Genomic DNA, 15,875 nt, shown 5'->3' on the forward strand with positions numbered 1-15,875 from the left:
CCTGTGGAGAAGCACTATGAAATTATTATCTTACACTGTATTTAGCCTGTCGCTGTTTTTGGCTCTGTTTGGGGCTCTGCCTGCAGCCTATGCCAAGGAGCCTGTCGGCGGACAAGTCTCCATCGGCCAAAAAGCGCAGCAACCAAGCGAAGAACAGGATAGCCCAGGCGCCGAGCTACGGGCGGCACAACACAGGCAGTTGCTCAAGCAACTGCAGCAGGAGTGGCAATCTGCCGGAGCTCAGGTTTCCGGTGAGCGCATGACCCGCGAGCAGATGATTGCCAATAAACAGAAACTGCCCGAGAGCCAAGCCGCGCCGCAGCGGATGGTCTCCATGGCGGCCCACAGCTATTACCATGAGTTCAGCTTTTATGAGGCGGCCAGCTACCTTTATGACGATTATGACTCTGATGGCTTTTATCGCAGCTTTGCGGTGCGCTTCGATGCCGATGTTTACGGCAATGATCCGGCCGAGTCTGTGCCCGTTTATGTTGAGCTTTATCTAAGCCGCAACGGCGGTGACTGGGAGCATTACTACAGCACTGAGGTGTTCTACATTCAGGGAGACAGTACCCAGGATGACTTTGAAGTGCTCACCACGTTAGAGAGCGGCTACCCCAGCGACCACTATGATGTGCTGATCGACCTTTATGAACCCGGTTACAGTGACATAGTGGCGACCATAAGTTCTTATGAAAGCAATAGCCTCTATGCCTTGCCGCTTGAGAGTCGCGAATGGGACAGAGATGATGGCGCGACTGTGTTAGTCGATGCCGGTGGCAGCCTGTCAGTGCTGGCGCTCGCAAGTCTGATACTGCTTGGCGGTTTGCGTTACAGGCGCGGCAAAGTTGCCGCCTGAAATTACAAAATTTAACTACACAGGCCGGGGTCTCTCCCGGCCTGTTTCTTTCCGGGTTCCCAATGGGGGCCGGAATGGGTCAACAAGGTTTACTCTTGTTGGCCTTTTATTTAGAGGCTTGCAGGATCACAAACTTACCATTGGAGGCTATGGTCTTGCAGTTGCCGAACAGGCGCTTGAGCTTGATGTGGTAGCCCAGGTGACGGTTGCCAACCACATGCAGTATGCCGCCGTTCACCAGACGCCGTCTGGCATCGAGGAACATCTGCCAGGCAATATGATCTGTGATGGCCTCTCCCTGATGAAACGGCGGGTTACAGAGCACCAGATCCGGTGCGACCCCGGCGCTCAAATGACTCAGACAGTCATCCCAATAGAAGTGGCCGCGTTCGGCTTCAAAGCCATTGCCGTGCCAGTTGAGCCGGGCACTTTCCACGGCCATCTCTGAGTCATCGACAAAGTGAATACTTGCATCGGGATAACGTTTGGCCGCCGCCAGCCCCAAAACGCCATTGCCGCAGCCCAGGTCCACCACAGAGCTAAACTCACCTTCGGGGAGGTTGGCCAACATCAAACGGGCGCCGATATCCAGTTTGCCGGCGGCAAATACATTGCTGAGATTACAGATATTGAGGCCGAATTCGCCAAGGGGCCACTCGCTGGGGGCTGGCAATTCGCGTGTCTGGCCATCGGCGAAGGCGGTAATCACCCGGGTCTTTTTCCATGCCAGACTGGCGCTGGCCTGGCCCAGATGTTTGCCAATCAGGGCCAACAAGGCTTGATTGATGGATTTGGCCTTGGCGCCAATCAATACCCGGGTACCGGCGGGAAGCATATTGGCCAGCATGCTCAACTGCCAGGCAAAAAAGTTGAGGTTCTTGGGCAGCTTCAGCAATATGGTATCGGGTACACAAGCAGGCATTTCCCGACTGTTTAGCCAGTGAATGTCGGCAGCGCTGAGATGGTTTTTCTCAAGATTCTGTCGAGCGCCAAGGTGGGAAGTGCGGGCATCCGAGCTCCAGTGAATCTTTGCATCTGGGTAACGTCGGCGAATGGCGCACAGCAGGGCACCAAAGCTGTCGTTGATAATAAGCACAGATTGAGGCGCCTGTTCCTCGGCGAGTTGTTTGAGCAGGTGTTCATCGGCGGCATCCCAGGCCTGGAGGTTGGATTCCTGCTCTTCGGGATAGCGGTGCAGAGTAAGCTGAATATCAGCGGCTGAGAACTGGCTGGTCATATAACTGGGCTTAAAGGACGAATTTGCGCGGATTATCGCAAATACTGGCGCTCAAGGCGATATTTGCGAAAGTCTGCCTTGGTCATTATGTAATAAATAAGGCTTAAGCCGGGCAATAAACCACAGAGAAACAATGCCATGAAGTTCAAAGGTGAGTTCAAATATGAGTTCAAAAGAGATACAGCAGTCGCTGTTTGCGCTTGAGCCTGGGTCATCTGATGAGTCGGCAACAGGCGTGCAGCGGTTTGAGCAGCCGCCTATGTTGTTGGTGCGCGGTTATCTCAATCCAGCCCAGCAGGATGCCATTTGGCGCGAGGCGGAGCATTATCCCCTGACTCGCCCCGAGCTTGAGATATTCGGCAAGCGTCACGCCATTCCCCGTACTCAGGTGTGGTTTGGCGATCCCGGCTGTGATTATCGCTACTCAGGGTTATTGGTCAGGGCGCTTCCCTGGCCCAAATATCTGTTACGGCTAAGGCAAAAGCTGGATCGGGATTGGCAGCTTGGCAGCAACGGCGTGCTGGTAAATCGTTATGCCGATGGCCGCGACGCCATGGGTTGGCACAGCGACGATGAACCTGAGCTGGCAGAGGGGGCCGATATCGCGTCAATCAGTCTGGGCGCCGGGCGCGATTTTGATTTGAGACACAAGCAAAGCGGCGAGAAACTGCGGCTCAGGCTTAACCCGGGCGATCTCTTGTTGATGCGCTGGCCGATGCAGCAGGAGTGGCAACATGCATTGCCAAGAAGGCTGAAACTCACAGAGCCCAGGCTCAATCTCACCTATCGGCGGCTCAAACCGGGTTTTCATCCTCCTGGTGGTTGAAAATTGTCGGATTGATCTTTGTTCGCCGACGCAGTAACCTGCCGCCAATCCCAACAGCTTATATCAGGTTTTACCATGTCCGTTGCCCAGACCATAGAGCAGAAGTTGCGCCTCGCCCTGACGCCGAGTCATATAGAAGTCATCAACGAGAGCCACAATCACCATGTGCCGCCTAATTCAGAGACGCACTTCAAGGTGATCATTGTCAGTGAAGCCTTTGATGGCAAGCGTCTGCTGGCTCGTCATAGAGAAGTGAACCAGGCATTGGCGGATGAACTGGCCAATGGCGTGCACGCTCTGTCCATGCATACTTATACTCAGGCCGAATGGGATGCCCAAAGCGCCGTGCCTGAGTCGCCCAAGTGCCGTGGTTAAAAGTCCTGGCTTGATAAACCGCCTCCAGGGGCTGCATTTGTGTTTTGGCGCTGTAATAATAGCGCTTTGAGACGCGAAACCATTTAACAGTGCAAGCCAGCTTGCCATCCAAGGGAGAATACCCATGCCATTGTTAGACAGCTTTACCGTGGACCATACCAAGATGGAGGCACCGGCAGTGCGGGTGGCCAAGACCATGAGCACACCAAAGGGCGATACCATTACGGTATTTGACCTGCGTTTTTGCGCGCCCAACAAAGATATTCTCAGCGAGCGTGGCATTCATACTCTGGAACACCTGTTTGCCGGCTTTATGCGCGATCATCTCAATGGTGACGGAGTGGAGATCATAGATATTTCACCCATGGGTTGCCGCACCGGCTTTTATATGAGCCTTATCGGGACACCGGCAGAAGGCCGGGTTGCCGATGCCTGGTTGGCAGCCATGGAAGATGTGCTCAAGGTACAAGATCAAAAGGCTATTCCTGAGCTGAACGAATACCAGTGCGGTACCTATCAGATGCATTCTCTGGAGCAGGCGCAGGATATTGCCCGCAATATTATTGCCGCCGGTGTCAGCGTTAACCGCAACGATGATCTCAAGTTGAGTGAGGAACTGCTGAAGCAGCTCTAATCCCGCCCGGCTTACCTCGCTCAATCAAGCGGCTTGATATTTGCTCAAGTCGCTTTTTTTTTGTCCACAAATCAGTTATTTTACAAAAATATAACATCAAATGTGCGGTAATTGCTGATAGGGGATTGGATATGAGCCAGAGGCGTGGCTTGCTTAAGGTGAGTGCAGTGGCCGGTTTGGTGAGCGGGAGTTTGGCCGGGCCGTGGGCGTACGCTTCTGAGCCTTTGGCTGCTGACCATCCGGCTTTTGAGCCCGCAGCAATCAATGCCATGTACTATGACTCGGCCGAGCGGCAATTGACCGCCGGTGGCGAGCTTATCCCAACCTTGCCTGGCAGTTTCAGTATCCGCGGCGCCGGTGGCAGCGGCCATTCCGGAATGGCGATTATCGAAGACAGGGTCAATCTGGCGCCGGCACCTTATTCTGCACCTTATCTGTGGCAACTGCCGGATCCCGATACCCTGGTTGCCAGCAGGGCCAATGCCGCCGGTAGCTTGCTCTATGGCGGTAGCGGCAGTTTTGGTGTTTTGGAAACCCAAAGCCTGGGGTTGCACGAATCTCCGGGCAAGAGTGTGCGGCTTCAGGGCAATGAAGATAAAGGTTGGGGCGCCGAGGGCCGCGGTTTGATTGATGCCGATGATTATAAAGTGTTGCTACAGGCGAGCCACAGGCGCCAGCAACCCTGGCAGGAGCCGAGAAGCGCCGAGCAGGGGCAAGACGACAGCCAGACCAAGGTCCTTTTCAAGATAGCGGCCAACAGCTTGCCGGGTGCCCGCAGTCGGCAACATACTGAATTCAAGTATCAGTATTCACAGCAGCGGCAGTTTTTGCCGGGAATGGGGCTGACGGCTGCCGATTGGCAACTGAACCCTGAGTTGGTGTATGGTGCTGCCACACAGGATAGACTCAAGAGCCGCAGCCACAGATATCAGCTGTCCCACCGCGTTGAGCCTAGCGCCGGCTCCCGGGTGTTTACCGAGCTTTACTACCATAGCCATCACAGCTCGCAGTTGCAGATGAGTTTTGCCGAAGGCGCCTTTATTCAAGGTGACGTGCTTGAGCAACTGGCGGCCTTGGATGCCGCTGCTATCGGCGCGGTTTCATTGGTCGACTTTCGCCGTGATGATGACTTCGAGGCTATGGGGCTCCAGACTCAGGCCATTACTCAATATGGTCGCCACAAGGTGAGTTACAGTGCCCGCTGGCACAGAGACAAGGCTGAGCTGGCACCCGGCCTGGGGAGCTGGTTATGGCAGGATGGACGACTGAGTGATACCGCGCAGAGTCTGAGTGTCAGGATTGATGACAAGGCCAGTGTCTGGAGCTCGGCGGTGACGGCTGAGCTCAACTGGTCGGCCGTGACTCTGGAGCTCGGCGTCGGCTATGAAGATGTCAGCTTGGAGCGCAGTAGCGAAACAGTGCCGCTTTCAGCCGCGGATTTCTCCGAAAGTGAATGGTTACCCACGGCCAAGCTCAGTTGGCGAGGGGAGGCACTGAGCCTGTTCATCAGTGCCGGCAGGGCCTGGGCGGCGGCGAGCCCCGGCAACCAGGGGCAACGCTCCCAACAAGCCTGGCAATATGAACTCGGTGGCCGCTTTGAGTCAGGTAGGCTGAAAAGTGCACTGAGCCTGTACCAGCGAGACTTCGACAATCTGCATTTTGATTGCACGGCAAATAGCTTCTGCGACCCAGCGCTGCGCCTCAATCAATACAATCTCGGGGAAGTGGATGTCAAAGGTGCCGAACTGGCGCTCGACTACAGCCTGGACTCAGGCATTGTCAATTGGCCCATGGGGCTCAAGTACCATTACACCCAAGCCAAGGCGCAGCACTCGGGTTGCCTTATGCTGAGCGGACCTTGCCTAATGGCCGATAAGCAGTTGCCCTGGTTGCCCGAGCATGCTTTGAGTCTTCATGTTGGGTTGGAGTGGGACGGCTTTAAGGCCAGGGCTCTGGGCATATATCGTTCAGAAGTGGCAAGCCTTATCCCTCAGGTGACGGCAAAGGACAGCATGCAACTGGATCTACTGCTGAGTTATGACTTCAACTCAAAACATCAGCTCTATTTTCGCGCCGAAGATCTGCTCGATGATGCGGGCCCGTTACGTGAAGATGACACCGGCTTATTGGCAAGTGTTGGCCGACGTTTACAGCTGGGCTATCGGATGAAATTTTGAAGCAGAGCCTCCCCGGTAAGGCCGGGGAGGTGAAATAAGTATTTTCGACTATTTGGTTGATTAATTCTTTAAAAATGAAAAGTATAACTTTATGAGTCAGGACAAAATCCTGCCTTTCGCCCGCTTGTCGCTATCTCCGCTTGTTCAACTCCGCTCGATTCTCTCTTGGTCGCTTTGAAAGCAGGTTAAAACACTACAATTTTCGTGGCGATAGCGTTGCAATTGGGGTAAAATGCGCGCGACCAGCGTGATTGCGATCGCATTTCCGTGATAAATCTGCGCTAGCTCAACGCTCGATTTTTTGTGTGAGAGTCGGGGGTTAGCAGGAACGCGGCGCATTGTCTTTCCTTCAAAACGTAGTGCATGTGGATATGATTACAATTAAGAAAGGATTGGATTTGCCTCTAGCAGGCGGACCAAAGCAAGTTATCCATGATGGCCCAGCCATTAAACACGTAGCTACTTTGGGTGAAGAGTATATTGGCTTACGTCCAACGATGAAGATCAAAGTGGGCGATAAAGTGCAAAAAGGTCAGGTGATTTTTGAAGATAAAAAGAATCCTGGCGTCAAATATACGGCTTTGGCCAGTGGCACAATATTAGAAATCAACCGCGGCGCCAAACGTGTTCTGCAGTCAGTCGTCATAGAGATCGAAGGGGACGAAGCCGTCTCTTTTGCCAAGTATGATGCCCAGGCTCTGGATACTCTGGAACCGCAGCAGGTTCGCGACAATCTGATTGAATCAGGTATGTGGACCGCATTGCGCACCCGTCCTTTCAGTAAGGTGCCGGCAGTGGATGCGACAGCAGCGGCTATCTTCGTGACAGCCATGGACACCCAGCCACTGGCTGGTGACCCTCAAGTTGTTATCGCTGAGCATAAAGACGATTTCGTCAACGGCCTGAAAGTACTGGCCCGACTGACAGACAAAGTCTTCGTCTGTAAAGCACCAGGAGCAGACATTCCAGCGGGTAATGCCCAAGTGGAAGAGTTTGCCGGTCCCCATCCAGCGGGTCTGCCTGGAACTCATATCCACTTCTTGATGCCTGCCTCTGCCCGTCGCAGCGTATGGTACCTGGGTTACCAGGACGTCATCGCGATAGGTCAGCTGTTTACCACAGGTGAACTGAACAACCAGCGCGTTGTGGCCATCACTGGCCCTAAAGCCAAGAACCCTCGCTTGGTACGCACTCTGCTGGGTGCCAGCACTCAGGCCCTGACCCAAGACGAAGCCGATGGCCAAGTTCGGGTTATCTCAGGTTCTGTGCTTAACGGCCGTACTGCAATAGGTCCTCATGCTTATATGGGACGCTACTTCCAGCAGTTGACCCTGATTGAAGAGGGTACTGAGAAAGAGTTCTTCGGTTGGGTGATGCCTGGATCCGATAAATACTCCATTACCCGTGCTTTCCTGGGCCACTTGAGTCCTTCCCGACTGTTCAATATGACCAGCAGTACCGGTGGTTCCGAGCGGGCCATGGTGCCTATTGGCAACTATGAACGGGTGATGCCTCTGGATATTCTGCCCACTATGTTGCTGCGCGATCTTATCTCTGGTGATACCGATGGCGCCGTGGCATTGGGTGCGCTGGAGCTGGATGAGGAAGACCTGGCACTGTGTACTTTCGTATGTCCCGGTAAGTATGACTATGGTTCATACCTGCGTGACTGCTTGGAGACCGTCGAGAGGGAAGGCTTATGAGCTTGAAAGATTTTCTTGAGCGTATTGAACCGCAATTTGAAAAGGGCGGTAAATACGAGAAGTGGTATGCGCTCTATGAAGCCGCAGCGACCATTTTTTACACCCCGGGTAAAGTGAACAAGGGCAAGACCCATGTACGCGACAACCTGGATCTGAAACGCATGATGATTACCGTCTGGGCCTGTACTTTCCCCGCCATGTTTGTCGGGATGTACAACGTAGGTCTACAGGCGCAAATCGCCCTGGCCGCCGGTTTCGGTACTCCCGATGTTTGGCAGGTGGGGTTGTTTGAACTCTTCGGTACTCAGCTGACAGCCGATTCCGGCTGGGCCACCTTGATGTGGTATGGCGCCTGCTTCTTCCTGCCTATATATGCCGTGACCTTCGCGGTTGGTGGTATCTGGGAAGTGCTGTTTGCCTCGGTTCGCGGCCATGAAGTCAACGAAGGTTTCTTTGTGACCTCAGTACTGTTTGCCTTGACCTTGCCAGCGACTATCCCATTGTGGATGGTGGCACTGGGTATCAGCTTCGGTGTGGTCGTGGCCAAGGAAGTGTTCGGTGGTACCGGGCGTAACTTCCTCAACCCCGCACTGGCCGGTCGTGCCTTCCTGTTCTTTGCCTATCCGCTGAACATGTCTGGTGACAACTCCTGGGTGGTTGCCGACGGTTTCTCTGGCGCCACTGCGCTGAGCCAAGCGGCTTCAGGTACTCTGGACTACGCCTTCAACCAGAACTGGTGGGATGCCTTCTTCGGCTTTATTCCAGGTTCTGTCGGTGAGGTTTCTACTCTGGCAATCCTGCTCGGTGGTTTGGTTATCATCTATACCCGTATCGCTTCCTGGCGCATCGTCGGCGGCGTGATGGTCGGTATGATTGCTGTCTCTCTGCTGCTGAACATGATAGGTTCTGAAACCAACCATATGTTCGCCATGCCTTGGTACTGGCATCTGGTTCTGGGTGGCTTCGCCTTCGGTATGATGTTTATGGCCACAGATCCTGTGTCGGCCTCCTTCACCAACCAGGCCAAATGGGCTTACGGTATTTTGATAGGTGCCATGGCAGTGTTTATCCGCGTCATCAACCCTGCATTCCCAGAGGGCATGATGCTGGCGATTCTGTTTGCCAACCTGTTTGCGCCACTGTTTGACCATTTTGTAGTCCAGGCAAACATCAAGCGGAGGATTGCTCGTGGCTAGTAATAAGGATTCGTTCGGAAGAACGCTATTTGTCGTCGTTGGCCTGTGTCTTGTCTGCTCGATTTTTGTATCGACCGCAGCGGTATTGCTCAAGCCAACCCAGCAGGAAAACAAACTGCTGGATAAACAGAAGTTTATTCTGGAAGCCGCCAATCTTATCGATTCCAAGTCGAAAGTTAGCAAAGATGAAGTGCTGAAAACTTACAAGAAGTATGTTGAGGCCAAGGTTATCGAGCTGAAAAGCGGCGATGAAGTTACCAGTATCAATGGCGATACTTATGACCAAAAGAAAGCCTCTCGTGATCCTGCCACCTCAGTGGTGCCTGAGCATGACATAGCTTCGGTTAAGCGGATCGCCAAAAACGCCGTGGTTTATCTGGTGCGTGATGATGCCGGTAAAGTGACCAGTGTGATCCTGCCGGTTCATGGTTATGGTCTGTGGTCAACCATGTACGCCTTCCTGGCGCTTGAGCCTGACATGAATACCATCCAGAACCTGGTTTATTACAACCAGGCCGAAACTCCCGGATTGGGTGGCGAAGTGGAAAACCCAAGCTGGAAAGCCAAATGGCAGGGCAAGAAGCTGTTTGACGAGCAGGGCAACATAGCTATCACAGTGACCAAAAACCCCGCCGTTGCCGAGACAGATCATGGTGTTGATGCCTTGTCCGGCGCGACCCTGACCAGTAATGGTGTTCAGCACTCGTTGACATTCTGGTTGGGCGAAGAAGGTTTTGCTCGCTTTATTGAAAAAGCACGCAATGGAGGATTGAGCTAATGGCCGACAGTAAAGAACTCAAACAGGTTCTCACCGGACCTATAGTCAGCAATAACCCTATTGCGCTGCAGATCCTCGGGGTATGTAGTGCCCTGGCGGTAACCAGTAAGCTGGAAACCGCATTGGTGATGACCATAGCACTGACGGCGGTAACCGCGTTTTCTAACCTGTTTATCTCCATCATACGTAACCATATTCCTGCCAGCGTGCGGATTATCGTGCAGATGACCATTATTGCCTCGCTGGTAATCGTGGTGGATCAGGTGTTGCAGGCATACGCCTATGACATCGCCAAGCAGCTGTCGGTATTCGTTGGTTTGATTATTACCAACTGTATCGTGATGGGCCGCGCTGAGGCCTATGCGATGAAGACGCCACCACTGATGAGCTTTATGGATGGTATAGGTAACGGCCTGGGTTATGGTCTGGTACTGATGAGTGTAGGTTTCGTTCGTGAACTCTTTGGTAACGGTTCGCTGTTTGGCGTCGAGATACTGTCCAAAATCTCAGACGGTGGCTGGTATCAGCCCAACGGCCTGTTACTGCTGCCGCCAAGTGCCTTCTTCCTGATCGGTATTCTGATTTGGATAATCCGCACTTATAAGCCAGAGCAAGTAGAAGCAAAAGGGTAAGCGCGATGGAACATTATATCAGTTTGTTAATTCGCTCTGTTTTCATCGAAAACATGGCACTGGCCTTCTTCCTGGGGATGTGTACTTTCCTGGCCGTTTCCAAGAAAGTGAAGACGGCCATGGGGCTTGGGGTTGCGGTTATCGTGGTGCTGACCATTTCAGTACCTGTTAACCAGATAATCTATCAAGGTATTCTGGCTCCTGGCGCACTGGCTTGGGCAGGTGTACCGGATGCCGATCTGAGCTTCCTTAAGTTCATTACCTTTATTGGTGTTATCGCAGCCTTGGTTCAGATCCTGGAAATGGCTCTGGATAAATACTTCCCACCACTGTACAACGCCTTGGGGATCTTCCTGCCGCTGATCACAGTAAACTGTGCGATTTTCGGTGCGGTATCCTTCATGGTTGAACGTGACTACAACCTGGGTGAGAGCCTGGTGTTCGGTTTCGGTTCCGGTTTGGGCTGGGCATTAGCTATCGTCCTGTTGGCCGGTATCCGTGAGAAGCTGAAGTATGCTGATGTGCCTGATGGTCTGCGGGGTCTGGGTATTACCTTTATCACTGCGGGTCTGATGGCCTTAGGTTTCATGTCGTTCTCTGGTGTGTCCCTTTAAGGGACACCAAGCGGCTTCCGAAATTGAACCTCTAAGGATAAGTTAATGGATATTCTTGGTATTTTTAAGTCTACTCCACTCGAGGTTTACCTCGGTGTGAGTATGTTTACCGCGATAGTTCTGATCCTGGTACTGGTGATCCTGTTCGCCAAATCCAAGTTGGTCTCCAGCGGTGATATTACTATTGGCATCAACGGTGACCCAGAGAAGGCGATTACCACTGCTGCCGGTGGCAAGTTGCTGGGCGTTTTGGCCAACAACGGTATTTTCGTGTCATCAGCCTGTGGTGGCGGTGGCTCTTGTGGTCAGTGTCGTGTCAACGTTAAGTCCGGTGGCGGCGATATTCTGCCAACTGAGCTGGATCACATCAGCAAGGGTGATGCCCGTAAGGGTTGCCGTCTGTCTTGTCAGGTTAACGTCAAGTCAGATATGGAAATTGAGCTGGACGAAGAGATCTTCGGCATCAAGAAGTGGGAATGTACTGTTATCTCCAACGATAACAAGGCGACCTTCATTAAAGAGCTTAAGCTGCAGATCCCTGATGGCGAGTCTGTACCTTTCCGTGCCGGTGGTTATATTCAGATTGAAGCCCCTGCTCACCATGTGAAGTACAAAGACTTCGATATTCCAGCAGAGTATCGTGGTGACTGGGAGCACTTTGGCTTCTTCAACCTGGAATCCAAGGTCGATGAAGAAACCATTCGAGCATACTCTATGGCCAACTATCCGGAAGAGTTTGGCATTATCATGCTGAACGTACGGATTGCCACACCGCCACCACGGAATCTGAGTCTGCCTTGTGGTAAGATGTCGTCTTACATCTGGAGTCTCAAACCAGGTGATAAAGTCACTATCTCCGGTCCATTCGGTGAGTTCTTTGCCAAAGATACCGATGCTGAAATGGTCTTTATCGGTGGTGGTGCAGGTATGGCGCCTATGCGTTCTCATATCTTCGACCAGCTCAAGCGTCTTAAGTCCAAGCGTAAGATGAGCTTCTGGTACGGTGCCCGTTCCAAGCGCGAAATGTTCTATGTTGAAGATTTCGATGGCCTGGCGGCTGAGAATGATAACTTTGTCTGGCATGTTGCCCTGTCCGATCCTCAGCCTGAGGACAACTGGGATGGCTACACAGGCTTCATTCATAACGTGCTCTATGAGAACTACCTCAAGTCGCACGACGCCCCTGAAGATTGTGAGTTCTACATGTGTGGACCTCCAATGATGAACGCAGCGGTAATTGCTATGCTGAAAGATCTTGGCGTTGAAGATGAAAACATCCTCCTGGATGACTTCGGTGGCTAAGCATTAGTTCATTCCCTGGCACTGCCTTTGGGCAGTGCCAGTTTGTAAGGGAAATTCATAGTATGCAGTTCAAGACCGCTAAGTTTACAACGCTGGCAAATTGGCTGGTCCTTATGGGATTGGCCTTTTTTGTTTCTGGTTGCAGCAGTCAGGATGAAGTGATTGCGCTCTCCGGCAGCACCATGGGCACCACTTATCATATTAAGGTGGTCAACAGTGAGCGCTTGCCGGATGTCCAGTTGTTGCAGGCTGAAATCGATGTCACGCTGGAGCAGGTGAACGACCAGATGTCGACCTACAGGCCCGACTCCGAGCTTTCGCGTTTCAATCAGCTCACGCAAGGCCAGAGCCTGGCCGTTTCAGCCGATACAATTATCAATATCCGTGAGGGAATCAGACTGTATCAGCTCACTGGCGGCGCGCTCGATATCACCCTGGGACCCTTGGTCAACCTGTGGGGCTTTGGCCCGGACAAGCGGCCTCTGAACGTGCCTTCTGCCGAGCAGATAGCCGAAGCCAAGGCGCGGATGGGGATAGATGCCATTCAGATAGAAGGGGATCGGCTCAGCAAGAGTCAGTCCAGCATTTATGTAGACCTGTCATCTATCGCCAAAGGATTTGGGGTCGATAAAGTGGCTCGTTTGCTGGATAAGTATCAGCCTAAAGGTTATCTGGTGGAGATTGGCGGTGAGATCAGCGTCAAGGGCACTAAAGGCGATGGCAAACCCTGGCGGGTGGCGATAGAGCAGCCGGCGGATAGTGGTCGGGCGGTGCAACAGGTGATAGAGCCGGGCACCATGGCCATGGCAACCTCGGGTGATTATCGCAACTACTATGAGGAGGACGGACAGCGCTTCACTCATATTATCGACCCTCGCAGTGGCTTCCCGGTAGAGCACAGACTGGCCTCTGTCACCGTGTTGCACCCTCAGTGCATGACGGCCGATGGTTTCGCCACTGCCATGATGGTGATGGGCACAGAAGCCTCACTGGCCCTGGCCGAAAAGGAAAAGCTGGCCATCATGCTGATTGAAAAACAGGACGAAGGGTTTAAGGTATACTATAGCTCTGCGTTTAAAGCCTTCGTCGACTAGAGTAATTGGAGTCTTTATGAGTACTTTTATTGCGGCCTTTGTGATTCTGCTGGCGTTTTTCCTGCTGATGTCTGTGGGCTATTTAATCAAGCGCAAGGCGGTACAGGGCAGCTGTGGTGGCCTCGGGGTCTTGGGTATAGAAAAGGCCTGCGACTGTGATGAGCCCTGCGATAAACGCAAGGCCCGTGAAGCGGCTGAAGAAGCCCGGCGCGAGCGTTTAACCAAAGATAGAATTATTTGAAAAAGGGCCTCTTCGGAGGCCTTTTTTTCGCCCGCTCAGCCCGTTAATTCCTGCTGTACTACACTCTGTGGCATGGACAAGTGCTCTGTAGAGGAGATATGCCGATGAGCAGAGAGCCGGAAGCTATTCTCGATTCAGTGGTACAGTTGACCGAGCAGCGGCAGTTGGATTCGCTGGCCGAGAGCCTGGTGTCCACAGTATCGCAAATGCTCAGCATAGATGAGGTGTGTATCCTGGATGTGGATAAGCTCACCAAGCGTAAAGGGGGCCTGGATGGCCAGCGCAATGTCAACGGCGCCACCCTGGCTGTATCGGTCAAACTCTGTATCGAACAACAAAGGGAGATCTGTTTCTCCAACGGTCTGCACCAAGAGTTGGCCGTTCCCATCATCATTAACGATAAACTCACCAAGGTGCTCTTGGTCAGCGCGCCTTTATTGACTGAGCAAGATATGGTTTTGCTCAGAGGTTTTGCCAAAGTCTATGAGAACTATTTCCACATAGTGGTGGAGAGTGAAACCGACAGCCTTACCAATCTATTGAACCGCAAAGCCTTTTTGCCACAGTTATACAGCTCGGTGGAAATTGCCTGTGAACTCAAGCAGGAACAGGCGAGTATGGACGCCGAAGAGGAGCTCAAGCTGTGGATTTGCATTTTCGATATAGACTACTTCAAGAAAATCAACGATACCTTCGGCCACCTCTATGGCGATGAAGTCCTGTTGCAGGTTTCGGCGCTGATGAAGCAGGTGTTCAGTGCTCAGGATCTCATGTTCCGTTTTGGCGGTGATGAGTTTGTTATCTTACCTTCACCGCGAAGCCGCAGGGCGCTTATGGAGTTGTGTCAGGAGTTCACCCAGAGTTTGGCTCAATTGCAGCTGGAGCGTTTAGGCGGGATCCGCATTTCTATGGGCATTGTGGGAATCGATCCCCGGGTTGAGCCCGGAACCTTGCTCAATCAGGCCGACAATGCCCTGTATTTTGTCAAAGGCAATGGTCGTAACCAAGTGGCGTTTTATGGGCAACTGCTGGAGGAGGGCAAGCTCCAGGGGCCACAGATAGAAGATGATATCGAGCTTTTTTAATCACTTGTGCTTAAAAGTAGCTTGCTAACCTTAGTTAAAATGATAATGGTTATCTTTTGTAAGCTTGTGAAATTAAAGGTTAATTTGTAATGCGTCCCGCTTTGGGCTAGGCTGAAAACATTGACTTGGATCAAGTTTAATCAAAGCTAAAGGACGAGATAATGAAAGGCCATCCCAAAGTGGTATCCCAGCTCAACAAGGTGTTGACCTGTGAGCTGACAGCCATCAATCAGTACTTCCTTCATGCCCGCATGTTCAAGAACTGGGGCCTGGAAGGACTCAACCACAAAGCCTACAAGAAATCGATTCAGGATATGAAACACGCCGATAAGCTTATCGAGCGGGTGTTGTTTCTCGAAGGCCTACCCAACTTGCAACAGTTGGACAAGTTACGCATAGGTGAACACAGCGAAGAGATGCTGGCCTGTGACAAACAGATGCTGGAAGAGCAACTGACAGTGCTGCGAGATGCCATTGCCCTGTGTGAGACTGAGCGTGATTATGTCAGTCGCGATATCCTCAAGGATCTGCTGGAAGATGAAGAGGAACACCTGGATTGGCTGGAAGCTCAGTTTGAGCTGATAAGCCTGACCGGACTGGCTAACTATCTGCAGTCACAGATTGAGAAAGAATAAGGAGACAGGTATGAAAGGCCATCAGCAAGTCATAGATGTGCTCAACAAGCTGCTGACCGGGGAACTGTCGGCAATGGATCAGTACTTCGTGCATGCCCATATGTATGAAGACTGGGGGCTGAATGAGCTCTATGAGCGGATCAAGCATGAGTCGGACGATGAAAGAGAGCATGCCGCCAAGTTGATTGCACGGATCCTGTTTCTGGAAGGCACTCCGGATGTTGCCAGTCGCGACGCCCTCACCATAGGCAAGAATGTGCAGGAGATGCTGCACAACGACTTGCAATATGAATACAAGGTTGCCGCCAACTTGAGAGAAGCTATCACCTTGTGTGAGCAACTCAAAGACTATCAGAGCCGGGAGTTGTTGGAGCTATTGCTGGAAGAAACCGAAGACGATCACATGTATTGGCTGGAGAAACAGCTGGGCCTTATTGGCAAGGTTGGGCTTCAGAATTACATCCAGTCTAAGATGTAACGTTATCAA

17 protein-coding genes are annotated in these 15,875 nt (G+C 52.3%); 16 read left to right on the plus strand and 1 reads right to left on the minus strand.

What is annotated here, in order from left to right:
- Nucleotides 1-16 precede the first annotated feature (16 nt).
- Nucleotides 17-859: a choice-of-anchor H family protein gene (locus tag K5621_RS05410; RefSeq protein ID WP_221050643.1), complete on the plus strand. Its 843-nt coding sequence runs from the start codon at nucleotides 17-19 to the stop codon at nucleotides 857-859.
- Between the two features lie 106 nt (nucleotides 860-965).
- Here the strand turns inward: K5621_RS05410 and K5621_RS05415 are convergent, their stop codons facing one another.
- Complete coding sequence (locus K5621_RS05415; protein WP_221050644.1) at nucleotides 966-2,096, minus strand: methyltransferase; 1,131 nt, start codon at nucleotides 2,094-2,096, stop codon at nucleotides 966-968.
- Between the two features lie 178 nt (nucleotides 2,097-2,274).
- Between K5621_RS05415 and K5621_RS05420 the strand changes: the two genes are divergently transcribed.
- From K5621_RS05420 to bfr (K5621_RS05490), 15 genes are all read left to right on the plus strand, one after another.
- Nucleotides 2,275-2,922, plus strand: coding sequence for an alpha-ketoglutarate-dependent dioxygenase AlkB family protein (locus tag K5621_RS05420; protein WP_425332467.1), 648 nt, complete (start codon nucleotides 2,275-2,277; stop codon nucleotides 2,920-2,922).
- 75 nt (nucleotides 2,923-2,997) lie between these two features.
- Nucleotides 2,998-3,297, plus strand: coding sequence for a BolA family protein (locus tag K5621_RS05425; RefSeq protein ID WP_107110650.1), 300 nt, complete (start codon nucleotides 2,998-3,000; stop codon nucleotides 3,295-3,297).
- A gap of 124 nt (nucleotides 3,298-3,421) precedes the next feature.
- Nucleotides 3,422-3,931: an S-ribosylhomocysteine lyase gene (luxS, locus tag K5621_RS05430; RefSeq protein WP_025011876.1), complete on the plus strand. Its 510-nt coding sequence runs from the start codon at nucleotides 3,422-3,424 to the stop codon at nucleotides 3,929-3,931.
- Nucleotides 3,932-4,062: 131 nt separating this feature from the next.
- On the plus strand, nucleotides 4,063-6,108 hold the full coding sequence (locus K5621_RS05435) for a TonB-dependent receptor (protein ID WP_221050646.1): 2,046 nt from the start codon (nucleotides 4,063-4,065) through the stop codon (nucleotides 6,106-6,108).
- 371 nt (nucleotides 6,109-6,479) lie between these two features.
- Nucleotides 6,480-7,811: a Na(+)-translocating NADH-quinone reductase subunit A gene (locus K5621_RS05440; RefSeq protein ID WP_221050647.1), complete on the plus strand. Its 1,332-nt coding sequence runs from the start codon at nucleotides 6,480-6,482 to the stop codon at nucleotides 7,809-7,811.
- Nucleotides 7,808-9,007 carry an NADH:ubiquinone reductase (Na(+)-transporting) subunit B gene (locus K5621_RS05445; protein WP_221050648.1) on the plus strand — a complete coding sequence of 400 codons (1,200 nt, stop codon included), beginning with the start codon at nucleotides 7,808-7,810 and terminating at the stop codon, nucleotides 9,005-9,007. The genes K5621_RS05440 and K5621_RS05445 overlap by 4 nt, the downstream gene beginning before the upstream one ends.
- The gene (locus tag K5621_RS05450) at nucleotides 9,000-9,785 is read left to right on the plus strand and encodes a Na(+)-translocating NADH-quinone reductase subunit C (protein WP_100142080.1); all 786 of its coding nucleotides are present in this window, start codon (nucleotides 9,000-9,002) and stop codon (nucleotides 9,783-9,785) included. The genes K5621_RS05445 and K5621_RS05450 overlap by 8 nt, the downstream gene beginning before the upstream one ends.
- Complete coding sequence (locus K5621_RS05455) at nucleotides 9,785-10,417, plus strand: NADH:ubiquinone reductase (Na(+)-transporting) subunit D (protein WP_100142079.1); 633 nt, start codon at nucleotides 9,785-9,787, stop codon at nucleotides 10,415-10,417. The genes K5621_RS05450 and K5621_RS05455 overlap by 1 nt, the downstream gene beginning before the upstream one ends.
- Nucleotides 10,418-10,422: 5 nt before the next feature.
- Entirely contained in the window at nucleotides 10,423-11,031 is a 609-nt protein-coding gene (gene nqrE, locus K5621_RS05460) for an NADH:ubiquinone reductase (Na(+)-transporting) subunit E (RefSeq protein ID WP_100142078.1), read from the plus strand.
- Between the two features lie 45 nt (nucleotides 11,032-11,076).
- Nucleotides 11,077-12,333 carry an NADH:ubiquinone reductase (Na(+)-transporting) subunit F gene (nqrF, locus tag K5621_RS05465; protein WP_025011870.1) on the plus strand — a complete coding sequence of 419 codons (1,257 nt, stop codon included), beginning with the start codon at nucleotides 11,077-11,079 and terminating at the stop codon, nucleotides 12,331-12,333.
- Nucleotides 12,334-12,395: 62 nt separating this feature from the next.
- The gene (locus K5621_RS05470) at nucleotides 12,396-13,427 is read left to right on the plus strand and encodes an FAD:protein FMN transferase (protein WP_221050649.1); all 1,032 of its coding nucleotides are present in this window, start codon (nucleotides 12,396-12,398) and stop codon (nucleotides 13,425-13,427) included.
- A 16-nt stretch (nucleotides 13,428-13,443) separates the two neighbouring features.
- Nucleotides 13,444-13,668 (plus strand): (Na+)-NQR maturation NqrM, encoded by a 225-nt coding sequence (gene nqrM, locus K5621_RS05475; RefSeq protein WP_025011868.1) that lies wholly within the window; start codon nucleotides 13,444-13,446, stop codon nucleotides 13,666-13,668.
- 104 nt (nucleotides 13,669-13,772) lie between these two features.
- A complete protein-coding gene (locus tag K5621_RS05480) occupies nucleotides 13,773-14,753 on the plus strand; it encodes a GGDEF domain-containing protein (protein WP_221050650.1) in 981 nt (326 codons plus the stop codon).
- Nucleotides 14,754-14,914: 161 nt separating this feature from the next.
- Complete coding sequence (bfr, locus tag K5621_RS05485) at nucleotides 14,915-15,388, plus strand: bacterioferritin (RefSeq protein ID WP_054744320.1); 474 nt, start codon at nucleotides 14,915-14,917, stop codon at nucleotides 15,386-15,388.
- Nucleotides 15,389-15,398: 10 nt separating this feature from the next.
- Complete coding sequence (gene bfr, locus K5621_RS05490) at nucleotides 15,399-15,866, plus strand: bacterioferritin (protein ID WP_039033619.1); 468 nt, start codon at nucleotides 15,399-15,401, stop codon at nucleotides 15,864-15,866.
- Nucleotides 15,867-15,875: the final 9 nt, after the last annotated feature.

It is taken from the genome of Shewanella carassii (genome assembly GCF_019670705.1).
GTDB classification, from domain to species: domain Bacteria; phylum Pseudomonadota; class Gammaproteobacteria; order Enterobacterales; family Shewanellaceae; genus Shewanella; species Shewanella carassii.

Excerpts from the sequence above, each read along its gene's own strand:
- K5621_RS05415 (WP_221050644.1), bottom strand. The coding sequence starts at position 2,096 with ATGACCAGCCAGTTCTCAGCCGCTGATATTCAGCTTACTCTGCACCGC.
- luxS (WP_025011876.1), top strand. The coding sequence starts at position 3,422 with ATGCCATTGTTAGACAGCTTTACCGTGGACCATACCAAGATGGAGGCA.
- K5621_RS05435 (WP_221050646.1), top strand. The coding sequence starts at position 4,063 with ATGAGCCAGAGGCGTGGCTTGCTTAAGGTGAGTGCAGTGGCCGGTTTG.
- K5621_RS05445 (WP_221050648.1), top strand. The coding sequence starts at position 7,808 with ATGAGCTTGAAAGATTTTCTTGAGCGTATTGAACCGCAATTTGAAAAG.
- K5621_RS05470 (WP_221050649.1), top strand. The coding sequence starts at position 12,396 with ATGCAGTTCAAGACCGCTAAGTTTACAACGCTGGCAAATTGGCTGGTC.
- bfr (WP_039033619.1), top strand. The coding sequence starts at position 15,399 with ATGAAAGGCCATCAGCAAGTCATAGATGTGCTCAACAAGCTGCTGACC.
- nqrE (WP_100142078.1), top strand. The coding sequence starts at position 10,423 with ATGGAACATTATATCAGTTTGTTAATTCGCTCTGTTTTCATCGAAAAC.
- K5621_RS05480 (WP_221050650.1), top strand. The coding sequence starts at position 13,773 with ATGAGCAGAGAGCCGGAAGCTATTCTCGATTCAGTGGTACAGTTGACC.
- nqrF (WP_025011870.1), top strand. The coding sequence starts at position 11,077 with ATGGATATTCTTGGTATTTTTAAGTCTACTCCACTCGAGGTTTACCTC.
- K5621_RS05455 (WP_100142079.1), top strand. The coding sequence starts at position 9,785 with ATGGCCGACAGTAAAGAACTCAAACAGGTTCTCACCGGACCTATAGTC.
- nqrM (WP_025011868.1), top strand. The coding sequence starts at position 13,444 with ATGAGTACTTTTATTGCGGCCTTTGTGATTCTGCTGGCGTTTTTCCTG.
- K5621_RS05425 (WP_107110650.1), top strand. The coding sequence starts at position 2,998 with ATGTCCGTTGCCCAGACCATAGAGCAGAAGTTGCGCCTCGCCCTGACG.
- K5621_RS05440 (WP_221050647.1), top strand. The coding sequence starts at position 6,480 with ATGATTACAATTAAGAAAGGATTGGATTTGCCTCTAGCAGGCGGACCA.
- K5621_RS05410 (WP_221050643.1), top strand. The coding sequence starts at position 17 with ATGAAATTATTATCTTACACTGTATTTAGCCTGTCGCTGTTTTTGGCT.
- bfr (WP_054744320.1), top strand. The coding sequence starts at position 14,915 with ATGAAAGGCCATCCCAAAGTGGTATCCCAGCTCAACAAGGTGTTGACC.